General features: G+C 40.9%; 18 protein-coding genes. 15 read left to right on the top strand and 3 right to left on the bottom strand.

Annotation, left to right across the window (positions count from 1 at the left end; all coding sequences use genetic code 11):
- Positions 1 to 2 precede the first annotated feature (2 nt).
- The 3 genes from araA (at position 3) to BAA9072_RS10870 (ending at position 4602) form a co-directional block, all read left to right on the top strand.
- Complete coding sequence (gene araA / locus BAA9072_RS10880) at positions 3 to 1496, top strand: L-arabinose isomerase (RefSeq protein ID WP_201714700.1); 1494 nt, start codon at positions 3 to 5, stop codon at positions 1494 to 1496.
- Between the two features lie 154 nt (positions 1497 to 1650).
- Positions 1651 to 3249 (top strand): xylulokinase, encoded by a 1599-nt coding sequence (locus BAA9072_RS10875; protein ID WP_201714699.1) that lies wholly within the window; start codon positions 1651 to 1653, stop codon positions 3247 to 3249.
- A 171-nt stretch (positions 3250 to 3420) separates the two neighbouring features.
- The gene (locus tag BAA9072_RS10870) at positions 3421 to 4602 is read left to right on the top strand and encodes an ROK family transcriptional regulator (RefSeq protein WP_201714698.1); all 1182 of its coding nucleotides are present in this window, start codon (positions 3421 to 3423) and stop codon (positions 4600 to 4602) included.
- A 116-nt stretch (positions 4603 to 4718) separates the two neighbouring features.
- Here the strand turns inward: BAA9072_RS10870 and galT are convergent, their stop codons facing one another.
- The 3 genes from galT to BAA9072_RS10855 are packed head-to-tail and all read right to left on the bottom strand — an operon-like array spanning position 4719 to position 8382.
- On the bottom strand, positions 4719 to 6200 hold the full coding sequence (gene galT, locus BAA9072_RS10865) for a UDP-glucose--hexose-1-phosphate uridylyltransferase (protein WP_201714697.1): 1482 nt from the start codon (positions 6198 to 6200) through the stop codon (positions 4719 to 4721).
- Complete coding sequence (gene galE / locus BAA9072_RS10860; protein WP_201714696.1) at positions 6197 to 7198, bottom strand: UDP-glucose 4-epimerase GalE; 1002 nt, start codon at positions 7196 to 7198, stop codon at positions 6197 to 6199. The genes galT and galE overlap by 4 nt, the downstream gene beginning before the upstream one ends.
- Complete coding sequence (locus tag BAA9072_RS10855; protein WP_201714695.1) at positions 7195 to 8382, bottom strand: galactokinase; 1188 nt, start codon at positions 8380 to 8382, stop codon at positions 7195 to 7197. Before BAA9072_RS10855 ends, galE begins: the two co-directional genes overlap by 4 nt.
- Positions 8383 to 8700: 318 nt before the next feature.
- On the opposite strand from BAA9072_RS10855, the gene BAA9072_RS10850 reads away from it, so the two are divergent.
- From BAA9072_RS10850 to BAA9072_RS10795, 12 genes are all read left to right on the top strand, one after another.
- Positions 8701 to 9675, top strand: coding sequence for an aldose 1-epimerase (locus BAA9072_RS10850; protein WP_201714694.1), 975 nt, complete (start codon positions 8701 to 8703; stop codon positions 9673 to 9675).
- A 236-nt stretch (positions 9676 to 9911) separates the two neighbouring features.
- Positions 9912 to 11261, top strand: coding sequence for an acyclic terpene utilization AtuA family protein (locus BAA9072_RS10845; protein WP_201714693.1), 1350 nt, complete (start codon positions 9912 to 9914; stop codon positions 11259 to 11261).
- An 8-nt stretch (positions 11262 to 11269) separates the two neighbouring features.
- Positions 11270 to 11581 carry a DUF4387 domain-containing protein gene (locus BAA9072_RS10840; protein ID WP_201714692.1) on the top strand — a complete coding sequence of 104 codons (312 nt, stop codon included), beginning with the start codon at positions 11270 to 11272 and terminating at the stop codon, positions 11579 to 11581.
- Positions 11582 to 11594: 13 nt separating this feature from the next.
- Positions 11595 to 12524 carry a ribokinase gene (rbsK, locus tag BAA9072_RS10835; protein WP_201714691.1) on the top strand — a complete coding sequence of 310 codons (930 nt, stop codon included), beginning with the start codon at positions 11595 to 11597 and terminating at the stop codon, positions 12522 to 12524.
- Complete coding sequence (locus tag BAA9072_RS10830) at positions 12493 to 13395, top strand: ABC transporter permease (RefSeq protein ID WP_201714690.1); 903 nt, start codon at positions 12493 to 12495, stop codon at positions 13393 to 13395. The genes rbsK and BAA9072_RS10830 overlap by 32 nt, the downstream gene beginning before the upstream one ends.
- Positions 13396 to 13409: 14 nt before the next feature.
- Entirely contained in the window at positions 13410 to 14288 is an 879-nt protein-coding gene (locus tag BAA9072_RS10825) for a carbohydrate ABC transporter permease (RefSeq protein ID WP_098439467.1), read from the top strand.
- Between the two features lie 59 nt (positions 14289 to 14347).
- Entirely contained in the window at positions 14348 to 15808 is a 1461-nt protein-coding gene (locus BAA9072_RS10820) for an extracellular solute-binding protein (protein ID WP_201714689.1), read from the top strand.
- A 12-nt stretch (positions 15809 to 15820) separates the two neighbouring features.
- The gene (locus BAA9072_RS10815) at positions 15821 to 16981 is read left to right on the top strand and encodes an ADP-ribosylglycohydrolase family protein (protein ID WP_201714688.1); all 1161 of its coding nucleotides are present in this window, start codon (positions 15821 to 15823) and stop codon (positions 16979 to 16981) included.
- A 6-nt stretch (positions 16982 to 16987) separates the two neighbouring features.
- On the top strand, positions 16988 to 19099 hold the full coding sequence (locus BAA9072_RS10810) for an ADP-ribosylglycohydrolase family protein (protein ID WP_408015227.1): 2112 nt from the start codon (positions 16988 to 16990) through the stop codon (positions 19097 to 19099).
- A gap of 115 nt (positions 19100 to 19214) precedes the next feature.
- Positions 19215 to 20237: a LacI family DNA-binding transcriptional regulator gene (locus BAA9072_RS10805; RefSeq protein WP_201714686.1), complete on the top strand. Its 1023-nt coding sequence runs from the start codon at positions 19215 to 19217 to the stop codon at positions 20235 to 20237.
- A 392-nt stretch (positions 20238 to 20629) separates the two neighbouring features.
- A complete protein-coding gene (locus BAA9072_RS10800; RefSeq protein ID WP_201714685.1) occupies positions 20630 to 21484 on the top strand; it encodes a malate synthase in 855 nt (284 codons plus the stop codon).
- 213 nt (positions 21485 to 21697) lie between these two features.
- The gene (locus tag BAA9072_RS10795; RefSeq protein WP_330999281.1) at positions 21698 to 22036 is read left to right on the top strand and encodes a histidine phosphatase family protein; all 339 of its coding nucleotides are present in this window, start codon (positions 21698 to 21700) and stop codon (positions 22034 to 22036) included.
- Positions 22037 to 22254 lie beyond the last annotated feature (218 nt).

Here is a 22254-nt window from a genome sequence, read left to right as displayed (position 1 = left end):
GTATGTTGAAAATAAAGCCTGTTGAGTTCTGGTTTGTGACGGGAAGTCAGCATTTATATGGACCAGAGACGTTAGAGGAAGTAGCAAAACACTCTCAGGAAATGGCAAATGGTCTAAATCAAGGTGATGATGCACTTTCTAAAATAGTCTATAAGCCTGTTGTGAAAACGGCAGAAGAGATTCGAAAGATCATGATTGAGGCAAATGCGGATGATCATTGCGGGGGAATCATTACATGGATGCATACATTTTCACCTGCAAAAATGTGGATTGCTGGACTTTCTGAGTTAAAAAAGCCTTTACTGCATTTACATACACAATATAATCGTGACATTCCGTGGAATGAAATAAATATGGACTTCATGAACTTAAACCAAGCAGCACATGGTGATCGTGAGTATGGTTTTATTGGGGCTAGAATGGGAATTGCCCGGAAGGTTGTTGTTGGTCATTGGCGGGATAAGGAAACACTGTGCCGAATTGGAACTTGGATGAGAACAGCTGTTGCATTCAATGAGAGTAAACGTTTAAAAGTAGCTCGATTTGGTGACAACATGCGTCGGGTTGCAGTTACGGAAGGAGATAAGGTTGAAGCACAAATGAAATTTGGATGGACCGTTAATGGTTATGGAGTCGGTGATCTTGTTGCCAAGATGAATGAGTTCTCAGAAGGGGATGTTGATCGTTTAGTAGCAGAATATGAGGACAAGTATGATTTTGCGGCTGAGGGTAAAGAAGCTGGACCGGTTCGTGAATCAATTCGTTACCAAGCACGTATTGAGCTTGGGATGAGAGCATTCATGGAAGAAGGCGGCTATACTGCATTTACAACAACGTTTGAAGACTTACACGGCATGAAACAATTGCCGGGACTTGCAGTTCAGCGCCTGATGGAAGATGGTTATGGTTTTGCCGGCGAAGGGGACTGGAAGACAGCAGCTCTTTTACGTGTGATGAAAATTATGGCTAATAATCAAGGGACTTCGTTTATGGAGGATTACACTTATCATATGGAGCCTGGAAATGAAATGGTACTCGGCTCTCATATGTTAGAGATTTGCCCAACGATTGCAGAAACAAACCCAGTGATTGAAGTACACCCACTGGGAATCGGTGGTAAAGATGATCCGGCACGAATGGTATTTAACAGCCGTCCAGGAAAAGCTGTAAATTTCTCTGTTATCGACTTAGGTCATCGCTTTAGATTACTTGTAAATGAAGTAGAGGCTGTAAAAGTGGAAAAAGAGATGCCAAATCTACCTGTTGCAAGAGTATTGTGGAAGCCGCAACCATCACTAAGAGACTCTGCTGAAGCCTGGATTTTTGGCGGGGGGGCTCATCATACTGTTTTCTCATATGACATTACGTCCGAACAACTACAAGATTGGGCAGAGATGGCAGGTATTGAATGTGCGATTATTGAGGCAGATACAAAGCCGTATGTGTTCAGAAATGAGTTGCGTATTGCTGACCTGACTTGGAAGCTCTATCAATAGTTAAGAGTATAATAGGATGAAAATAGCAGGAAATAGATCTTCAAACTAACTCAGAAAAAATATGTTCCCCTTTAGGTAGACAGATTACTGGAAGGGGGATTTTTCTACTATTAGGAAATCAATTTAGAATAATAACACCTTGGGGGGGAAAAACATGAGTCTTGATGTGAAGGAAACTATTCATAGCGGCGAAACATCGCTTGGTATAGAACTTGGATCGACCCGTATTAAAGCAGTTCTGATTGGAAAAGACAATAGTCCGATCGCATCTGGCAGTCATGATTGGGAAAATAGCCATGGCAACACCATCTGGACTTATAGTGAGGAAGATATTTGGAAAGGTGTACAGGACAGCTATCGAAAAATGGCTGGTGATGTGAAACATAAATATGGAATAACATTACAAACAGTTGGATCAATCGGGATTAGTGCGATGATGCACGGTTATATGGCCTTCGACAAAGATGGAGAGCTGCTGGTCCCTTTTCGTACCTGGCGGAATAATATGACTGAACAGGCTTCTAAGGTATTGACAGAATTGTTTGACCATCAAATTCCGCAAAGATGGAGCATCGCCCATTTGTATCAAGCTATATTGAATCAGGAAGAACATATTTCTGACATCAACTTCCAGACAACTCTAGCTGGTTACATCCATTGGAAATTGACAGGGGAGAAGGTTTTAGGGGTTGGTGATGCCTCAGGCGTATTTCCGATTGATTTAAATACGAAACATTATAATCAATCAATGATCAAACAATTTAATGATTTAGTAGCACAGAACAACTTTCAATGGAGACTTGTTGATATTCTGCCTGAAGTCTTGGTAGCAGGTGAAAACGCGGGGGTCCTTACAGAGGAAGGAGCAAAGCTTCTGGATGTATCCGGGGACTTGAAGGCTGGTATTCCGCTATGTCCCCCGGAAGGTGATGCAGGAACCGGCATGGTTGCAACAAACAGTGTAGGGAAGCGTACGGGTAATGTTTCTGCCGGTACATCTGTATTTGCGATGGTGGTGCTGGAAAAGGAACTATCCAGAGTATATTCAGAGATCGATCTTGTGACCACACCTACTGGTAACCTGGTAGCAATGGCGCATTCTAACAACTGTTCTTCAGACATCAATGCCTGGGTTGGGTTGTTTGATGAATTTTCAAGAACAATGGGTATGGAAGTTGACGTGAATAAGTTGTACGGAACTCTTTATAACTTGGCACTTCAGGGAGATCCGGATGGCGGGGGTCTACTGGCTTACGGTTATCTTTCTGGTGAACACATTACTCATTTTGAGGAAGGCCGGCCATTGTTTGTTCGATCGTCGGATAGTAATTTCAATTTGGCTAATTTTATGCGTGTACATTTATTTTCAGCTTTAGGTGCCATGAGGCTTGGAATGGATATTCTCCTCAAAGAAGAAGAAGTGAAGCTGGATGAAATCTTAGGTCACGGCGGCTTTTTTAAGACAAAAGGAGTTGGTCAAAGCCTCATGGCAGCTGTCCTCGATACTCCTGTTTCTGTTATGGAAACTGCAGGTGAAGGCGGAGCATGGGGTATTGCTTTACTAGCATCATACATGATGAATAAAACAGATAATGAAACATTGGAAGAGTATTTAAGTCAGAAGGTATTTGTTGAAATAGCAGGTCAGAGAATGTCACCTGATCGTGCAGATGTAGAAGGCTTTGAGAAGTTTATGGAACGCTATAAAAATGGACTTGCGATTGAAAGAGCAGCAGTAGAAAATCTTATATAAGTAAACATCTATAAACGGCAGGAGCGTAGAGCACCCGCCGTTTTTTATTCTTATTAAGAAAATAGATTTACAGCTGGAAGGGTTTCGGGGTAGTTGCACACAACACTTAATAAAATGAACGAATGAATTATGGTACAATAATTCAATATAATGTCATTTGGGGGCTTTTCAATGCAGCGTGGTACGTTTCAATTAATGAAATCTGTAAATAAATCAATCATTCTGAATAAGATTCGGACTTCAGAATCTATATCCAGGGCACAGATTGCGAAAGAAACAAGTCTTACTCCTCCTACTGTCAGCAGTATTGTAAAAGAACTCATTGAGCAAGGATTAGTAAGAGAAAGTATGCTGGGCAGTTCTAGCGGGGGACGAAAACCCACAATGCTTCATATTAATAAAGATGCATATTATGTCATTGGTGTAGATGCAGGACCTGAAAGAGTGGAATGTATTCTGACAGATTTAGCGGGAGAGATTATTTACAGGACATCTGATTTGCTTCCACAACATTTAACAAATAAGAAATTCTTATTCATATTACAAGAATCTATATATAAGATTATAAGATCTTATCATGTGGAGCAAAGTAAAATTATTGGTATTGGGGTAGCCATGCACGGCGTCGTAGATGTTGAAGAGGGTACATCAATTGTGGCACCAATATTGAACTTAGGAAATATCCCGATCAAAGCAACACTGGAGAAAGAGTTTAACATGACGGTAAAAGTTGAAAATGATGCGCGAGCGATGGCGTTGGGTGAATCTTGGTTTGGCGGGCATGGCGATGTCGATAGCATGGTTGCCGTAAATATTGGACGGGGTGTCGGATCTGGTTTGGTGATTAATGGTAAATTGTATCATGGAGCAAAAGGGATTGCTGGCGAAATTGGACATATGACAATAGACATAAATGGTGAAATATGTGCATGTGGTAATCGGGGTTGTCTACAAACTTTAGTGAGTGGTGATGCCATTGCTGAAAAGGCAAGAAAAAAGTCCAATGAAGGCATAAGCTCTGACTCTTTATCAGGTAAGGATATATACGATATGGCTCAAAATGGGGATCAGTTCTGTATAAACCTGCTTAAAGAAACAGGGAACATCATTGGTATTGGTTTAACGAACGTAATACATTTAATCAATCCAAGCAAGATTGTTCTCGGTGGGGGAGTAATGAACAGTGAAAAATATATAATGCCAGGTCTGCTTGAAATGATTCAGCAGAAGGTACTGATAAAGGAGGCGGGACAAACGGAGATAGTGGTGACGCGATTAGGCCATGATGCGACATTATTAGGTGCTGTTTCCTTACTACTTGTTGAATTATTTGATCCAATTTTAATAGGTTAAGGGCCGATATCAAATAAAGGTAGGGCAAAGCAGAGTGAACATATAAAGCAAAAAAACCGAGGCTATAAAAACCTCGGATCACAGAAATTGCCGGGATCAGCGTTTCGTTGATACTCCTATTCTATTTTATTCAAAGAAGTTATGAACCTCTCAAAGTCGCCTCTATTTTTAAAAACGCCGGCATCTTGCAGACATTTCACAAATTTTTTCCCAAGCTCTTCTCGTAAAATGGTTTCTGCCTGCTCTTCATTAGATAATATACCGTATTCAAGTTTCAGTTGTTCTGCCCAGCCCTTATGATAGGAAGCTACTTGATCTGAGTTACCAAGTAAAAACTCTTTTATATCGACCAGCTCATCCTTTAACCGAGGTGGTAGTACAGCCAATCCCATCACTTCGATTAATCCGATGTTTTCTTTCTTAATATGGTGAACATCTTCATGTGGATGAAAAATACCCAGAGGATGCTCATCCGTAGTACGGTTATTTCTTAATACGAGATCGAGTTCTAAGACCCCATTTCGATTTCTTGCAATGGGGGTTATCGTGTTATGTGGTGTATCATCCGTGAAAGCTAATACATCTGCAAATACATCAGTATAATTTCTCCAAGCAAGCAAAATTTTATCTGCTGCATTGACGAGGGATACCGTACGTTTTGACCGTAAACGGATCACAGACATCGGCCAGTTCAGCACTGAAGCCTGTATTTCTGGATAGCCTTCTAAATTGAAGTGGAAAGCATCTTCAGCACGGGTCATGGCAAATTCATATCTTCCTCCCTGGTAGTGATCATGGCTTAATATGGAGCCGCCGACAATTGGTAAATCAGCATTTGAACCGATAAAGTAATGCGGAAACTTCTCTGCAAAGCTAAGTAATCGTTCAAATGATTCTCTATTTATTTTCATAGGCCGATGCTCTTCAGAAAGTAATATGCAGTGCTCGTTATAGTAAACATAAGGAGAGTATTGTAAATACCAATTTTCATTTAAAAGTGGTATTTTGATAATTCGATGATTGGCACGTGCGGGGTGACCTAATCTTCCTGCATATCCTTCGTTTTCTATGCACAACAGACATGTAGGGTAGCTAATCGTTTGTTTCATTTCCCGCTCCCGCTTAATCTGCTCCGGATCCTTTTCCGGCTTTGATAAATTGATGGTAATGTCAAACTGACCGTATGCTGTATCAGATTTATAAGAGATGTTTTTTTCGATCCGGTTTTTTTGGATATAATTATTGTTGATACTTAAATTATAAAAGTAATTCGTAGCTGCAGCTGGTGACTCTTGATAACTTTGGTTGAATAGGGCATTTACAATAGATGGTCTTGGAACAAAGCAATTCATTATATTAGCTGCTAAGACTTCTCTGTCATCAAAGAAATTATCGATCACTTTTTCTTCCACTGCATATGCAATGATTTTCTCTACAAGATTCGAAAGCGTATCATCACTTTCTTGCACGTCTTCAGGGTAGGCCTCCAGTCCGAGTAAGTTCATCACTTGATTTCGAATATAAATCTTATCTGCAGGTTCAATTAACTGCACATCCAACGCCTTCTGAATCAGCCCGGCAATATGTTGATAGATCATGTTAGCACATCCTTTTTATACCCTTCTGGATGGGAGGAGTGCCATTTCCAAGCATCCCCAATCATTTTTGAAACGGCGGTTCTACTAGGATTCCAACCTAGTACTTGTTTCGCTTTTTCCGAACTTGCTACTAAAACCCCTGGGTCTCCAGCACGGCGCGGACCAACTTCTGCTCGAATGGCCTTGCCTGTAACGTTTCTTGCTGCCTCAATCATTTCTTTCACAGAGAATCCTTGGCTGCTTCCCAAATTAAAAACATCACTTTTACCGTTAGATTGTAAATAGTTTAAGGCTAAAAGATGGGCAGTAATTAAATCTTCGATATGAACATAATCCCGAATACAAGATCCATCAGGTGTGTCATAATCATCTCCAAAGATTGTGATATGAGGTCGTTGTTCTAAAGCGGTCTGTAAGATGATAGGAATAAGATGGGTTTCGGGTTGATGATCCTCCCCGATTTCTGAAGTGACTCTTGCACCAGCTACATTAAAATAGCGTAGTGAAACATATCTTATCCCGTGTGCATGTTCCGTCCACTTCATCATTTTTTCCATGGTAAGTTTCGTCTCACCATATGTGTTCGTTGGGTTCGTTGGTGCCGATTCGGTAATAAGTGCCGTATCAGGCTCACCATATACTGCTGCAGTAGAAGAGAATACAATATGTTTTATTTTATATTCAAACATGACCTGGAGCAAAACCTGTGTCCCGTAAACATTATTATTATAATACTTGAGTGGATTTTTCATAGACTCGCCGACTAGCGAATTGGCTGCAAAATGCATGACAGCCGTAATCGGTTCTTCTTCAAATACTGAACGTAAGAACTCAATATTACGTATGTCGCCCTCATAGAATGCAGCCTTAGAATGTATGGCTTGTCTGTGTCCCGTTTCAAGGTTATCCACCACCACAACCTGTTCACCTTGATCAATTAATTGATAAACAGCATGTGAACCTATATACCCTGCACCGCCTAAAACTAATATACTCATAGTAAAGCCCCCTTAGAAATTTCTTTAGCACCGCTGCCGATCCCCGCTGTGTAGAATGTTGCATCATAACCGATTTTTTCTCTGTAGATAGTATGAATGTTTTTCTTGAAATCATTTACTTTATCCTTTGCCACAACTGCAATGGCACAACCGCCAAACCCAGCACCAGTCATACGTGCGCCAATTACTCCATCTTGTGCCCATGCAGCATGGACGAGGGTATCAAGCTCTTGACCAGTAACCTCATAATCGTCTCTCAGTGAGCGATGAGATTCATTCATTAATTGACCAAAACGTATAAGATTTCCCTGTTGCAGATTTTTTAGGGCTTCTAATGTGCGTGCATTTTCATATACAGCGTGTTTAGCTCGTTTTCGATTCACCTCATCTGTGATGAGTTCTTTATTCAGTTCAAATTCTTCTGGTGTTAATTCTCCTAAACTATGAATCGTTAGTTCACGTTGTAAGTCTTTAAGTGCTTGCTCACATTGCGTACGACGTTCGTTATATTTTGAACCGGCTAACGCACGTTGTTTATTTGTATTGATAATCATGATGACATATTGCCCCAATTCAAGAGGGGCATATTGATAGTCAAGAGTTTGACAATTTAAAAGGATGGCATGATCTTGTTTTCCCATTCCGATAGCAAATTGATCCATAATCCCGCTGTTGACACCGATATACTTATTTTCAACCATTTGACCAAATTGAATCATGGGCATTCGTTTCAATTTCAAATCGAAAAGTCCATTCAATAAAACGCCCGTTGCCATTTCTATGGACGCAGAAGAGGAAAGACCAGCCCCGTTGGGAATATTGCCATAAAATAAAATATCTGCCCCGTGGCGAACCTTATAACCAGCCTCCATTAAATAAAGAAACATCCCTTTAGGATAATTTGCCCATTGGTCAGATTCTTTAAAAGAAAGGTCAGATAAGTCACATTCTATGATTCCTGCTTCAGGAAAATTCATTGAGTAAAAACGTATCCTTTGGTCGTCCCGCTTTCTTCCCAATGCAGTGGTACCATAAGAAATAGACGCTGGAAAAACATGCCCACCATTATAGTCCGTATGCTCTCCGATTAGATTGATTCTTCCTGGAGCGAAGAAGATCCTAGGGGTATTGTGTGTATTAAAGATGGATTTAAACTCAGTTATTAAAGTAGTTGCCTTATTCATAAATACCTCCTATACTCTTGATGAGGCTGTTCATCAAAGTCAATCAGGTTCTGACTTCACTTCACTTAATTAATTAAATTAATTAAGTTAAAGTTAGCGTACTATAATTCAGTCGAAGATGCAATTGGAATCGAAGAGTTTATGGAGCTTTGGGCTATTGTTAGCAGAGAGGCAGCATCTTCAAAGATTGTGCCGTGGAGTTAGATATACCAAAAATATTTGAGAGTTATGAGGCACCTTTAATGATAAATAATAAATGCTGTTTATATTCTTCTAGAAACTTAGTAGCAACTTCACGAACGAAAGGGATTGTTCTGTATGAATGAATATGTAGAAAATATACGTTTTTTAGAAAAGGCAGCGATTAAAGCAGGTAATGATCATTTAGAATTTATTATAGTACCAGCTTGGGGATCTAACCTGATTTCACTTGTAGAGAAGAAGAAAAATAAGGAATTACTTCGTGTCCCCAGTTCAGCCAGTCAATTTTGGGAGACACCCGTTCTTTTTGGAACACCAATATTATTCCCCCCCAATCGCATTGAACAAGGAACCTATACTTTTAATGAACAAGTTTACCAGTTTGATAAAAATGAGATAGATAAGGACAATCACATACATGGTTTTGTCCATACTAGAGGATGGAATCTTACAAAAGCTGAGGTAATAGATAACAAAGTGATAATTAAAACAGAATTTAACTCTTCTAGGTATGAGGAAGTAATAAGGCAATTTCCACACCACTTTACTGTAATAATGACTTTTACATTAGATGGGGCTACGATACATAAGGATGCAACTATTATAAATAAAAGTGACCGGCTGTTCCCGTGGGGGCTGGGCTATCATACAACCTTTTTGTTTCCTGAAGATCATTCAATATTTTCAGTATCGGCTGAAAAGCGTTGGAAACTTAATGAACGTAACTTGCCGACTGGTGAGCTAGATGAAATTGAGTATAAGGAAAAATTGTGGAATGGAATGAGTTTGAAGAACCTTTCTCTTGATGATGTGTTTTTATCATCAGTCGAAAAGTCTGGCATCAATGAAGCAATTGTTGTAAATGAACCTACTGGAATTAAGGTTACATACAAAGCAGATAATAACTTTAAGTTTTGGGTTGTTTATAATCACGATGGAAATCAGCAGTTTGTATGTCCAGAACCATATACATGGGTGACGAATGCTCCTAATCTTGATTTAGATTACTCGGCTACTGGTCTTCAAATTATCGAACCAAACCAAGAAAAAACGGTTATGACAAAAATAATGGTATCTGTTAATGATCATTAAAGTAGAGGAATTGGGAAGTTGGGTCAGACCCTCGGTCGTGAATCGGGGGTCTGACCCCGATTCATATTTCTTAAAATTCAAATTAATTAAAAAGTGTATTGACTTATGGAAAAAATTCTATTATTCTTTAATCATAAATATGTAACCGGTTACATATATTTTTTTGTAACAATGTGTAACCGGTTACACAAATCGGTATAGCTAAGTGAAAAAATACAAATAAAAGAGGTTTTACAATGAATAAAGATATTCGAATACTGTCTCCTTGCGGCATGCTGGGATATGGGTTTCCGAAAGAATCTTTTCTGAATGGATTGAAAGAGGAAGTCCACGGGATCGTAGTGGATGCGGGATCTACAGATGCCGGCCCTCATAAGCTGGGTGCCGGAGTCTCCATTGTCAGCAGAAGGGCTGCGAAGAAGGATTTGGACATTATCATTCGAAACGGCATAAAACGGAAGATTCCCGTCATCATTGGTTCTGCCGGTGGTGCAGGGGCTGATGTCCATATCGAATGGACGATGAGTATAATCAATGAAATTTTGGATGAACATCAGTTGAACGCTAAGAAAGCGATCATTTGGGCAGACTTTACCCCTGAGGAAGTCATTGAGGCACTTCACACAGATAGAATCAAACCAATGGGAGCGAACATTCCCGAATTGACGGAAGAGACTATCAGGAAGAGTACATCGATTGTAGCTCAGATGGGGCATGAACCGATCGTAGAAGCATTGGAGGAGGGTGCTGACATTATTATTTGTGGAAGAGCGTACGATCCGTCTCCATTTGCAGCGATAGGCATATATCATGGCAAGGATCCCGGCCTTTCGTATCACCTGGGTAAGATTCTGGAGTGTGGTGCGTTATGCGCAGAACCGGGAACCACGAAGGATTCGATCCTCGGAACGATAAGTGATGAATCTTTTACCGTACAATCTTTAAACCCATTGAGACAGTGCAACCCCATAAGTGTGGCCGCCCATACATTCTATGAAAAAGAACATCCGTATCTTCTTCATGGTCCAGGGTTCAGTCTGGATTTAAGTGAATGCGAGTTTAAGGAAGAGGAACCTGGCATTGTGAGAGTTTCAGGCAGTAAATATATCCGCGATGAATCTCACTTTGTCAAATTGGAGGGTGCGAGTTTAGTAGCTTATAGAACGTTTGGAATAGCAGGTGTAAGAGATCCTCTCTTACTAAATAAATTGGAAGAGGTTCAGGAGAAAGTGAAGGAACAGGCGGGGTCCTATTATAACGAAATTTCCTCCGATGATTATCAGATTAACTTCTATAACTATGGCAAAAACGCTGTATTAGGAAGCAAAGAAACAGAACCGTTTCATCATCACGAAATCGGTGTGTTATATGAGGTTGTGGCAGAAACTCAGGAGATTGCAAGCAGCATCTGTTCGACTGTCAGGTCGACGTTATTGCATTACGGCTACGAGGGCCGGAAATCTACAGCAGGAAACCTTGCTTTTCCCTTTGCGCCAAGTGATGTCGAATTTGGACCTGTTTATGAGTTTTCCGTTTATCATCTTATGGAAATAGTAGAAAATCCTTTTCAGGTCGAGTTTGTATAGGAGGCAATATGGAACCTTTATTTGAATTAGCCAAGGTGTTACGCAGTAAGAATTCGGGCCCGTTCGAAATTACTCTCGATGTCCTGTTTGATTCAGTGGACAACTATAACAGAGTGAAAGATTCAGGTAAGATCACGAAGCAAACGATCAGCAAGCTTTACGGGATAGAGGAAGATAAGATTCATCACCTCGTATTTTTCGATCAGGCATTAGGGTTCAAGGTAACGATTGCGAGGGATATATCGTCAGGAACCGTCGGTGATCGGGATGTATACGGAGCGCAACAGCATGCTCCTTTAATGAAGATTATGATTGAATAGGAAGGTGAAAGAAGTGACGAGGATTGCTGTGATTGGAAGCATCAACATAGATTATGTAGTCGAAACCGATGTTCTCCCTAGTATGGGGGAAACCGTTTCCGGAAAAAATTACTTTCTTTCGCCAGGAGGTAAAGGAGCCAACCAGGCTGTGGCCGCATCGCGGTTAGGAGCGGAGGTAGCTCTTTATTGCTCGGTAGGGAAAGATGAAAATGGATCGATTCTCCTTAGAAAGATGGCGAAGGAGAATATCCAGTTAAACCATGTGAATCACGTTGAGGGTGTGGCAACAGGTGCTGCTTTCATAGAACTGTGTAAAGGTGAGAATCGGATTTTGATTGTGCCGGGGGCTAATGAGTTTACCAATTCAGCCTATATCCAGGATGTATTAACAGACCTGTATCAATGTGATGTATTTTTGTTTCAGTTAGAAACCCCGATGGAAATGCTGGAATTTATTATTCCGCTTCTTCATGAAAAAGGCAAGACGATTATTGTAAATCCGGCGCCAGCTTATAGACTCAGCGAAACGTTGGTAGAGAAGATCAGTTATCTGATTCCGAATGAACATGAATATAAAACCGTTCTCGGTACGAATCTACCGTATGAAGAAATCATTAAGAGCCATCCGAACAAACTGATTATAACAAGAGGAAAGGATGGGGTTACCTATTTCAATGGAAGGGAGCCTGTCCAAGTACAATCAGTAGCGGTTACCCCCGTCGATACGACTGGAGCGGGAGACACGTTCTCAGGTGCGTTTGCTGTCGCCATTGGTGAAGGGAAGAGCCTGAAGGAAAGTATCCGGTTTGGCAATATCGCTGCAGGACTTTCCATTTTGAAAAAAGGTGCCCAGAGCGGAATGCCGACAAAGGAAGAAATTGAAGAGTTCATGAATATAGGGGTGAGCAGCCATGAGAGTCAAGGCCTCTTTAAGTCGAATTAGAAAAGATTGGGTCATCTATGCCATGCTTTTCCCTGCGATTTTATACTTTAGTATCTTTCATGTCATTCCATTGATCGGGATGAAGCTTGCCTTCCAGGATTATCGGATCATTGGCGATAATGTATGGGTAGGATGGAAGCACTTTGAAGTGTTATTCAGCTCTCCTGCTTTTATGGATGTACTAAAGAATACCATTATCCTCAGTACGATGAAAATCATTTTCTTTTTCCCTGTACCGATCATCCTGTCATTATTGATCAATGAATTAAGAAATGGGAAGTTCCGAAAGTATATACAATCGATCGTATATTTACCTCACTTTTTATCCTGGGTAGTCATCGCAGGGATTTGGATCAGCATACTGGATCCTTCTGACGGTGGGGTCAATATCATCAGGAATTTCTTCCAGCTTCCATCCCTTGATTTTTTGACTAGTAAAGATCATATTCGATGGGTGCTCGTGTTCCAGGAAATCTGGAGGAGCTCTGGGTGGGATTCGATTATTTATCTTGCAGCTATTATGAAGATAAGCCCGTCCTTATATGAGGCAGCTAAGATAGACGGAGCGTCAAACCTCCAGCAGATGAGATATATTACATTGCCGGCCATGTTAAGTACAGTGGTAACCGTCTTTATTCTGAATCTCGGATTCTTTATGAACGCCGGGTTTGACCAGGTGTTCAATATGATGAACGATTCTGTTATAAGTGTGGTCGATATTTTAGATACGTATGTGTATAGAATCGGTATATTAAATGGTCAATATTCCTATGCTACCGCAGCCAGCTTATTCAAAGGAGTCATCGGGTTAATCCTGATCTTAAGTACTCATTTTATAGCGAAGCGGTTTTCAGGCAAGGGTGTTTGGTAAAGGAGGTTTTCTGAGTGAAAAAGTACAATCCGACAAGGATCATCATATCTATTACATTGTTTATCCTGACACTTACTGTGTTGATCCCGCTCTTGAATTTGCTGGCTATGTCTCTATCCGACCCATTGAAAGTGCATAAATTGGGAGGGTTGCAGATTTTTCCGGAGGGATTCTCGCTTATTAACTACAAAGTGTTACTCTCGAATCCTTTAGTGATGAAGAGTATATTTAATACTTTCTTCATTACGATTGTGGGTACATTTCTTAACCTGTTTCTAACGTCAATGGCAGCTTATGTGCTGGCCAAAACTCAGTTCGTCGGAAAAAGACTTGTTGTTCTTTTTCTTATCGTTATTATGGTGTTCGAACCGGGTTTGATACCGGAATACTTATTAGTTAAGGATTTAGGTCTATTAAACACTTATTCTTCCTTAATTCTGTATAAGACTATCAATATTTATTACCTCTTTATCCTGATGAGATTCTTTGAAGATGTACCGGATAGCATTCTGGAAGCGGCCCGGATCGATGGAGCAGGACATTTCCGGATTTATACGAAAATCATGCTTCCTTTATCCAAACCAGGATTAGCAACTATGGGATTATTCTATGGTGTGTACCATTGGAATGAATATTTCAGGGCGACCATTTACCTCACAGATCCGAATAAATGGCCACTTCAAGTCGTATTAAGACAGTTTGTCGTACAAAGGGACAATACAGCGATACTTGGTTCTCAAAATATCCTTTCATATGATCAAGTAGCAGCGCTTGACTTCGGTTCTTTACAAGCAGGAACCATCATCATTGCCATGGTGCCATTGCTGATTCTCTATCCTATGATTCTTAAGTATTATGCGAAAGGTGCTTTGGAAGGAGGGGTCAAGGACTGATTGAACTTTCAAAGTAGTGGCAAACTGATTATCCATTAAATTATTTAGGGGGAAATGGTATGAAAAAAGGGTTATTGCTGCTGGTAAGTATCATGTTAATGGCTGGATTGATTGCGTGCAGTTCAGAATCAAGTAAGGATTCAGAATCATCCGGTGATGGAAAGACCATTCGAGTGGTCTATAAAGATGAAACCAATTCAAATGAGGTGTCAGTTAAGTACTTCGATGAATTAGAAAAAGCCTTGAAGAAAGATAAAGATATAGACGTTAACTTTGAATTAGTAGATTTACCACAAGGAAACTATGCGGAAAAACTCAACTTGCTTTTATTTAGTGGGGAAATACCGGATTTGATTTATTTCCAAGGTGGGGATCAGCAGATTTCAGATCAGGACTTGCTGGAAGATTTACGTCCATATATCAAGAAGTCAGAGTATTTAAAGGACGCATTAGCTCCTTATAACAAGGAAAGATTAGAAAATTACCCTTACCTATTATGGATCAAACCGCTTTCTCCGAAAGTGCCTGTCATCAGAAAAGACTGGTTCGATAAGATGGAAACGTCAACTGCTCTCATGGAGGATCCCACAATCGATAACTATTATGCCTTTTTCAAAGAGCTGGTGGAATCGAAGCCGGGAGGCGATAAACCTTCTTATGCGATTACAACGGCTGGAGATATGGCTGAAATCAATTACACCTTTGATATGGCTTTCGGCTTAGACAAAACGTGGCTAAAGAAGAGCGACGGTTCATATGAATACGCGAAAGTATCCTCAAAAGAAAAAGAGAAACTGGCGTTCTACCATAAATTATATAAAGATGGATTACTGGATCCACAGTATATTACGAAACAATGGGATACAAAGGAAAAGGCTTTCTATGATGGGGAAGCAGCTATCATTCCCGGCACGGCTGGAAAGGTCATTGATATTTATAACGGAAAGATGATGCAGGTGAATGGGGAAGAGTCAGAACTAGTTGTTCTTCCACCTGCTAAAGGAGAAAGCCAAGGGTTTGGTGCGACTGATATCACGAAAGAATCACGCGGGCTTGGAATCTCATCTCAATCTGAAAACAAAGAACTGGTATTCGACATCCTTGATTACCTGGCAAGCCCTGAAGGTCAGAAGCTTGACCGTCTTGGATTTGAAGGGGAGCACTACAATGTGAAGGACGGAGAAATCGAACTGACAGATAAATACTATGGAGAATGGTATTCACGTTTCTGGGAGCCGACGGATATGGAACTGTATATGCCGGTTAAAACCCCGCTATTAAGTGAACCTGCGGCGAACTCTCAAGATTTAGCTACCAAGTATTATGCGGAAGACAATAATTTCATCTTACCTGAAGAGTATGTTTCCAGCTGGGATGCGATGGAGAACTTATACAAAGAGTTTTCGACAGACGTCATTACAGGGAAAAGACCAATCGATGATTTCGACAAGTTCGTAAAAGAATGGAACAATGCCGGTGGAGAGAAAATCACCGATTATGCGAACAAACAATTAAAATAAGGGGCTCGGAATATGACTTCATTTCAAGAACGAGTGAGAGGCGTCGTCCTATCGACCGCTTTAGGTGATGCATTAGGCGCGACGATTGAGAAATTAAGCTACGAACAAATTAAGGAACAATATAAACGGGTGGAATCATTAGAGACCAAATGGTATAAAGCGGATGCTCCGGTCGAAGTGAATCTGGGTAGACAACGGGGATATGGTACGGTAACGGATGATACTCTTATGACCATTGCCTTGATCAATGTCTACAATAAAGAAGGCAGACATTTAGATGCATATGACCTGGGTAATCAGTTCGTGAAGGAGATTGCTTACAATAAAACCTACATTCCTGAATTTGGTCGGGAAGCGATGATCATCGACCGCCTCTTCTATCCTGAGAAGTATATCTTTATGCGTCATGTGCTGGCGAACTGTGATCCGCGAGAAGGCGGAATTGGTAATATGGTCAATTGCGGAGCTGCCATGTATATTGCCCCAATCGGCATTGTGAATGCAGGAGATCCTAAAGCTGCCTATGATGAAGCGATTCTGTTCGCCATGGGGCATCAATGCAGCTACGGGCTAGAAGCTGCAGGTGTGTTGGCTGCCTGTGTGGCGAAAGCATTTGAACATGGAGTAAGTGTCGATGACATCATTGAAACCGCCATCAGTCTTGCGAAAGACGGAACGAAAATGGCGATTGAAGAGCTGACAACGGCAGCCCGGAGTCTCCGGGATGAGGGAGTAGAGATGGACCGGGTCATTGATACTTTCCAAACCATTATGAAGAAGTATTCCCCTATGGGTGACGACGTTCACAGAAAGGTGGAGAAAGTGGGGATCCCATCCAATCATTATACGCCAAGCCGTCTATTTTCCATTGAAGAACTTCCAATGGCCCTTGCCTTTATCGTGTTAAATGATGGAGATTTCTATCCATCCATTTATGATGGGATCAACTCTGGAAGGGACACAGATTCAATCGGTGTGATGATCGGGGTTATCCTTGGAGCGATGTATGGAGAAAAAGTAGTGAAAAAAGAAGATGTAGAACTTTTACAAGAAACGAATAAAATCAATTTAATCGAGGTTTCCGATCGATTCTGTGAAACCGCGAAGCACATAATGAAAAAGGACTTAACGATTCAAGAAAAGAGAATGTCGTACTTCAATGAATACTGCTAATGGGGAGTGGATGGTTTGATTCCAGAGAACTATTTAGAAAAAGTCTACGCAGGATTTTTAGGAATGAATGTCGGGATTCGACTGGGTGCCCCGGTTGAACCCCCTGTGTGGACGGATAAGCGTATAAAAGAGGTCTTTGGTGACATAAGGGGCTACACGAAAGAATACAAGACATTTGCGGCCGACGATGATGCCAACGGCCCTGTCTTCTTCATGAGGGCTTTATACGATGATGCCTCGAATAGAGAATTAACAGCGGAGGATGTAGGAAGAGCCTGGCTGAATTATTCCCGTGAAGGGATCGGGATGTTCTGGTGGGGAGGAGAAGGAATCAGTACGGAGCATACTGCGTATATGAATCTCTCCAGAGGGATCCCTGCCCCTCAATCGGGATCCATTGAAATGAACGGATTAATTGAGGCAGAACAAATTGGTGGTCAGATCTTCATTGATACCTGGGGACTGCTGTTTCCAGGAAGAATGGACAAGGCTGCGTCCTATGCAGAAAAAGCAGCAAGTGTATCTCATGATGGGAATGGCGTATATGGAGCGAAGTTTATGGCTGCATGTATTGCAAAAGCATTCGAAGCAACCTCGATGGAGGACATTCTGGATGCAGGACTCAGTGTCATCCCTGAGGATTCAACCTACTCAAGTGTAGTGAACGCTGTAAGGGCGTTTCATAAGGACCATCCAGATGACTTTAGGGCATGCCGTCAATACCTTGAAGATGAATGGGGTTACGATAAGTATACAGGTGTGTGTCATATCATTCCTAACGCCGGTGTTTGCATACTGTCATTGTTATACGGTGAAGGGGATTTTGCCAGAACGATTGAAATGGCTACCATGTGTGGATGGGATACGGATTGTAACGCTGGGAATGTAGGAACCATAGCTGGAGTCTTTCATGGCATTGAAGGAATTCCTTCTCATTATAGAAAGCCGATCAATGACTTTATATGTACTTCCAGCGTATCAGGTTACCTTAACGTACTGGATATCCCGACTTTTTCAAAAGAAGTGACATTATTAGGGTATAAACTGGCTGAACTTGAGGCACCTTCCAGGTTAGCAGAGAGCTTAAAGCCAGGGGACGTATATTTTGATTTCATGCTTCCTGGTTCGACGCACGGATTCAGAACGGATAACGGATTTAAATCCCTTCTTTACCCTAGCGATGAAATCGGTCTTGATGGAAGAGGCTCTTTGAAAGTCGTGATTGACCGGATGATTGAAAGCGATCAGAGTAAGATCTTCTACAAACCGTTTTACAGAAGAAATGAATTTAACGATGAAAAGTATAAACCGACCTTTGCTCCAACGGTTTATAGTGGACAAAAGGTCAGCATGAAAATCTTCCTTGATCAGTGGGAGGGAGAGGAGATCACCCTTACTCCTTATGTTAAGAATACGCATACGGGAGAAGAGCTTATCCAGGACGGTATTTCTTTACAGGATCAGGGCTGGAATGACCTTCAATTTATAGTGCCTGATACGGAAGGTGCATTAATCGATGAAGTAGGATTCATCATCCGGACGACTTCCCCACTAACAAACCGGGCTTTAGGCTGTTTATATATTGGGGAGTTCCATGTAAGTGGGAAGGCTTCCTATGGAATCGACTTCTCCAAACAGTATGTTGAATTCTTAAGCATTACTCCTTTCGCCCATCATCGAGGAGAGTGGAAGCTTGAAGAGAAGAAAATGAGATATATTTCACCTGATAACTGTTCTAGTTACACTGGAAATTACTATTCACGTGATTATGAAGTAGAAGTGAGTGTACAACCCGAATCAGGGGAAAGTCATTGCATGATTTTCCGTGCTAACGGAATAAAGCGTCATTATCTTGTTGGATTCGATGGAGTGGGAAAAGTGTCGCTCATTCGTCATGACTTTGGCTATACACGCTTAGAAACGGTTCCGTTTGATTGGAAACATGGAGAAACGTATCGATTTAATGTCCAATGTGAAGGTGAGAATCTAATGTTCTCAATTAATGGTGAAGCGATACTGAAAGTTCAGGATGACGCGTATTCACAAGGAATGTTCGGTTTTGGCTGCCTGGAAGAAGGGGAAGGGACCCTTACCGATTTCACCGTAAGTGAGAAGTAATTATTGAGTATAATAAGCATCAGAATCATGTTGGTTCTGATGCTTATTTCCCCTTTTTAATCCATCAATTGATATACTAGAAGGAAACGGCTGATAAAGAAAGAGGTACAATCTTGTGGAAAGAAAGTCAGTAACAATACGAGATGTGGCAAGAGAAGCAGGTGTGTCCGTAGCCACCGTCTCAAGGTACTTGAACAATAGTGGATACATAGGTAAAGCAAGTGAGGAAAAAATCAAGAAGGTCATGGAATTATTGGATTACAAACCCAATGAAATTGCAAGAGGGCTGGCGAAGAAGAAAACAAACTCGATTGCCCTCATTATTCCCGATATCAAAAACCCATTCTTCCCTGAATTGGTCGTCGCCATAGAAGATGTAGCCAAATCAAAAGGCTACAGTCTTATCCTCGTGAACGCCGAGCATGAAGAGCTTCAGAATAATACCTTTTGGAGAACATTCCAGAATCGGTATGTGGATGGCTTTATCATTGCTTCCTTTCAATTCAGCGATAAAATGAGGGATGAATTAAAAGGACTTAATATCCCATTCGTTAAGATCGACCGAGCGGCTGATGGGGACTCATATAACTCTATTGAAGTCGATAACTATATGGGGGCCAAGCTTGCCACGGAACATTTGATCGAAATCGGATGTAAAAAAATTGCCCATGTATCAGGCTTACCCATTTCCAAGCCGGTCATCGAACGGATGAATGGGTTTGTTGACACGATACGTGCCCATTCCCCTGATAAAGAAATCCTGACATACGAAGGAGACTTTTCTTTAGATAGCGGAATGAAAGTAACCAAACAAATCTTGGAGGAACATGAGGATGTAGATGGTATATTTCTAGGGAATGATCTGATGGCCCTCGGCTCCCTGAAACAACTCCAACTCTTAAAAAAGAAAGTACCGGAGGACATAGCCATCATAGGCTTTGACGGAATTCAATTGACCCAAATGGTCGAACCCGAAATAAGCACCATTCAGCAGCCTATTTATGAAATCGGTGTAAAGGCCACCACCAATCTGATTGATTTAATTGAAAATAAGTCGACGGAACTTATGAAAATGGTATTGGATGTTCAATTGGTGAAGCGGGGATCGACTGTCGGGTTCCGGGGGAATAGGGAATAATAGTGGATATATGCTCATTTATTTATATATTTAGGAAGCATTGGGATGAGGGTTCTCGTGCTTCTTTTTTTAATTGTAACCCTCCTCATTGGTGCACGTCCATCGTTACCGTACAGTCGGTCAATATGGGGATTTTGACGAGAAAAACCAAAAAAATCAGGGTTGTACCAATCATCAAGATTTAAACAAAACTACATTTTAACCCGCGATAAAATAGGTTGTCAACAATAAATTTGTATTTTCATCATAAAAATGCTATAATGACTACCTGGTAATTTTTTTATATTGAACGTTTAGTTAAAGATCTTATTTAACCGAAGGGAAATTCAAACAGTTTTTGTGAGCTTTTTAGGCAATAGTACCCGAGTTATTATACAAGGAGGACTAATATATTGAATTTAATCAATAAGAAAGTTACACATGAGCGGTTTGGTATGGGAAGTATCGTTCATCATAATGATACGGTAGTTGAAATACATTTCGCCTCGGAAAATAAAAAATTTGTTTACCCGGATGTATTTGGACAGCACTTGAAACTACATGATAAAAGTGCTGCCAATTCACTTGAAAAAATTTTACATGAGCAGGAAATAGAACTCAAAGAGAAAGAAATGCAGAAGGAAGAGGAAAAGGCAAGGCAAAGAAAAAACCAGGAGCTTCGAGTGGGTCATGAAAAACTTATGAAAAATCATAAACTTCATCCCGAATCGCAGATGGTTTACAGGTGTGATACAGAAGAACAGAGTAGCTCCTTTTCAGATTGGACGGTTTCCTCTGGTGAAATTAAAAGTGGTACTAATAAGGGCAAGCCAAACAAACCCAGTCGCTTACACCAAAACAGTGCGGTCCTGCTGACAGCGCTTGATCCCGGCATGCCTGAAAAAGACAGACGGATATTAGGTGTCTATATGGTAAAGGATCATTTCATCGGTAAACTTTGTGAAGATGGAAATATTCCTGCCCATTCCCATTACAGACTCCAACTTACAGACGAGGAATCGAAGCAGATGCCTTTCTGGAAGTACTATGCCAATGAAAAATCCCCTCAAAAAACGACTTGGAATACAGGCAAGTACCGTTATTTTGATAATTCGTGGATGGCTCAGATTTTGCGCGACATCGTTTCATTGAAAAGTGACACCGAGGAACAAGAACTGGCACAACAATTTCTGGACCACTTCTCTAAGATGAATCAAATAGTAGAGCAGGAGTTAAAAGAACCAAATGGAGCATTATTGCGTGCTTAAATAAGAAATGCGGGGGAACTGGCACATATATGGCGTGTTAGGTTCACTGCGAATAGTGTTAAAAAGGGACAAGGCGGCCGCCTTGTCCTTTTTAGTGGTTTTTGGAGACCTTACTGTTCCTTCGTCTCCCTTTTTACCTTAGTCCTCATTTTATGTTGGGTGAGTTTGAAACGACTATCCTAGTTTTAATGGTGAAATGTTACTTATACTCGATTGTTTAAGAAGCTGAATAGGTTGCTTAGACTTTTTGTTACAAGACACGGTGAAACTGTGTTGAATACCCAAAGGAAGTTACAGGGATGGAAAGACTCTGATTTAACTGAGAACGGAATGGAAAATGCGTTATCACTAGGGAACAGGTTAAAAGATGTGGAATTTCATTCTATTTATGCTAGTCCTAGCAACCGGACATTAATGACTGCTTCTCTAATCAAAGGCGATGATATTAGGGTCAGACCCTGGTACGGTGAAGTGTTAATGAGCTGGGGGTCTGACCCCGTTTTTCCCCGCCATATGTTCCATTTAGTATGCGGTATAAGCTTGGGGAAGTAATGTAAGGAAAATGATTTTTTTGATATACAAACCTAAGCTTATTTAGAAAGCTAGTATTTCGCATATTGGGGTCAGACCCGTTTTTTAAAGGGAGAAAACACTAAAATTATGGGGTCAGGCTCTTGGTATGGTGAAGCGTTAATGAGCCAGGGTCAGACCCGATTTTTTATTAATTATTTGTAGATGGAGGTTTTTGTGCTGGAGGAGCTGGTGGTCGA

Source organism: Rossellomorea arthrocnemi, from assembly GCF_904424705.1.
Lineage (GTDB): Bacteria > Bacillota > Bacilli > Bacillales > Bacillaceae_B > Rossellomorea > Rossellomorea arthrocnemi.
The sequence above is the reverse complement of the archived record's forward strand: the minus strand, read 5'-3'. Positions and strand labels throughout refer to the sequence as shown.

Coding starts and splice junctions, on each gene's coding strand:
- araA (WP_201714700.1), top strand. CDS start 3: ATGTTGAAAATAAAGCCTGTTGAGTTCTGGTTTGTGACGGGAAGTCAG.
- BAA9072_RS10875 (WP_201714699.1), top strand. CDS start 1,651: ATGAGTCTTGATGTGAAGGAAACTATTCATAGCGGCGAAACATCGCTT.
- BAA9072_RS10870 (WP_201714698.1), top strand. CDS start 3,421: ATGCAGCGTGGTACGTTTCAATTAATGAAATCTGTAAATAAATCAATC.
- galT (WP_201714697.1), bottom strand. CDS start 6,200: ATGATCTATCAACATATTGCCGGGCTGATTCAGAAGGCGTTGGATGTG.
- galE (WP_201714696.1), bottom strand. CDS start 7,198: ATGAGTATATTAGTTTTAGGCGGTGCAGGGTATATAGGTTCACATGCT.
- BAA9072_RS10855 (WP_201714695.1), bottom strand. CDS start 8,382: ATGAATAAGGCAACTACTTTAATAACTGAGTTTAAATCCATCTTTAAT.
- BAA9072_RS10850 (WP_201714694.1), top strand. CDS start 8,701: ATGAATGAATATGTAGAAAATATACGTTTTTTAGAAAAGGCAGCGATT.
- BAA9072_RS10845 (WP_201714693.1), top strand. CDS start 9,912: ATGAATAAAGATATTCGAATACTGTCTCCTTGCGGCATGCTGGGATAT.
- BAA9072_RS10840 (WP_201714692.1), top strand. CDS start 11,270: ATGGAACCTTTATTTGAATTAGCCAAGGTGTTACGCAGTAAGAATTCG.
- BAA9072_RS10830 (WP_201714690.1), top strand. CDS start 12,493: ATGAGAGTCAAGGCCTCTTTAAGTCGAATTAGAAAAGATTGGGTCATC.
- BAA9072_RS10820 (WP_201714689.1), top strand. CDS start 14,348: ATGAAAAAAGGGTTATTGCTGCTGGTAAGTATCATGTTAATGGCTGGA.
- BAA9072_RS10815 (WP_201714688.1), top strand. CDS start 15,821: ATGACTTCATTTCAAGAACGAGTGAGAGGCGTCGTCCTATCGACCGCT.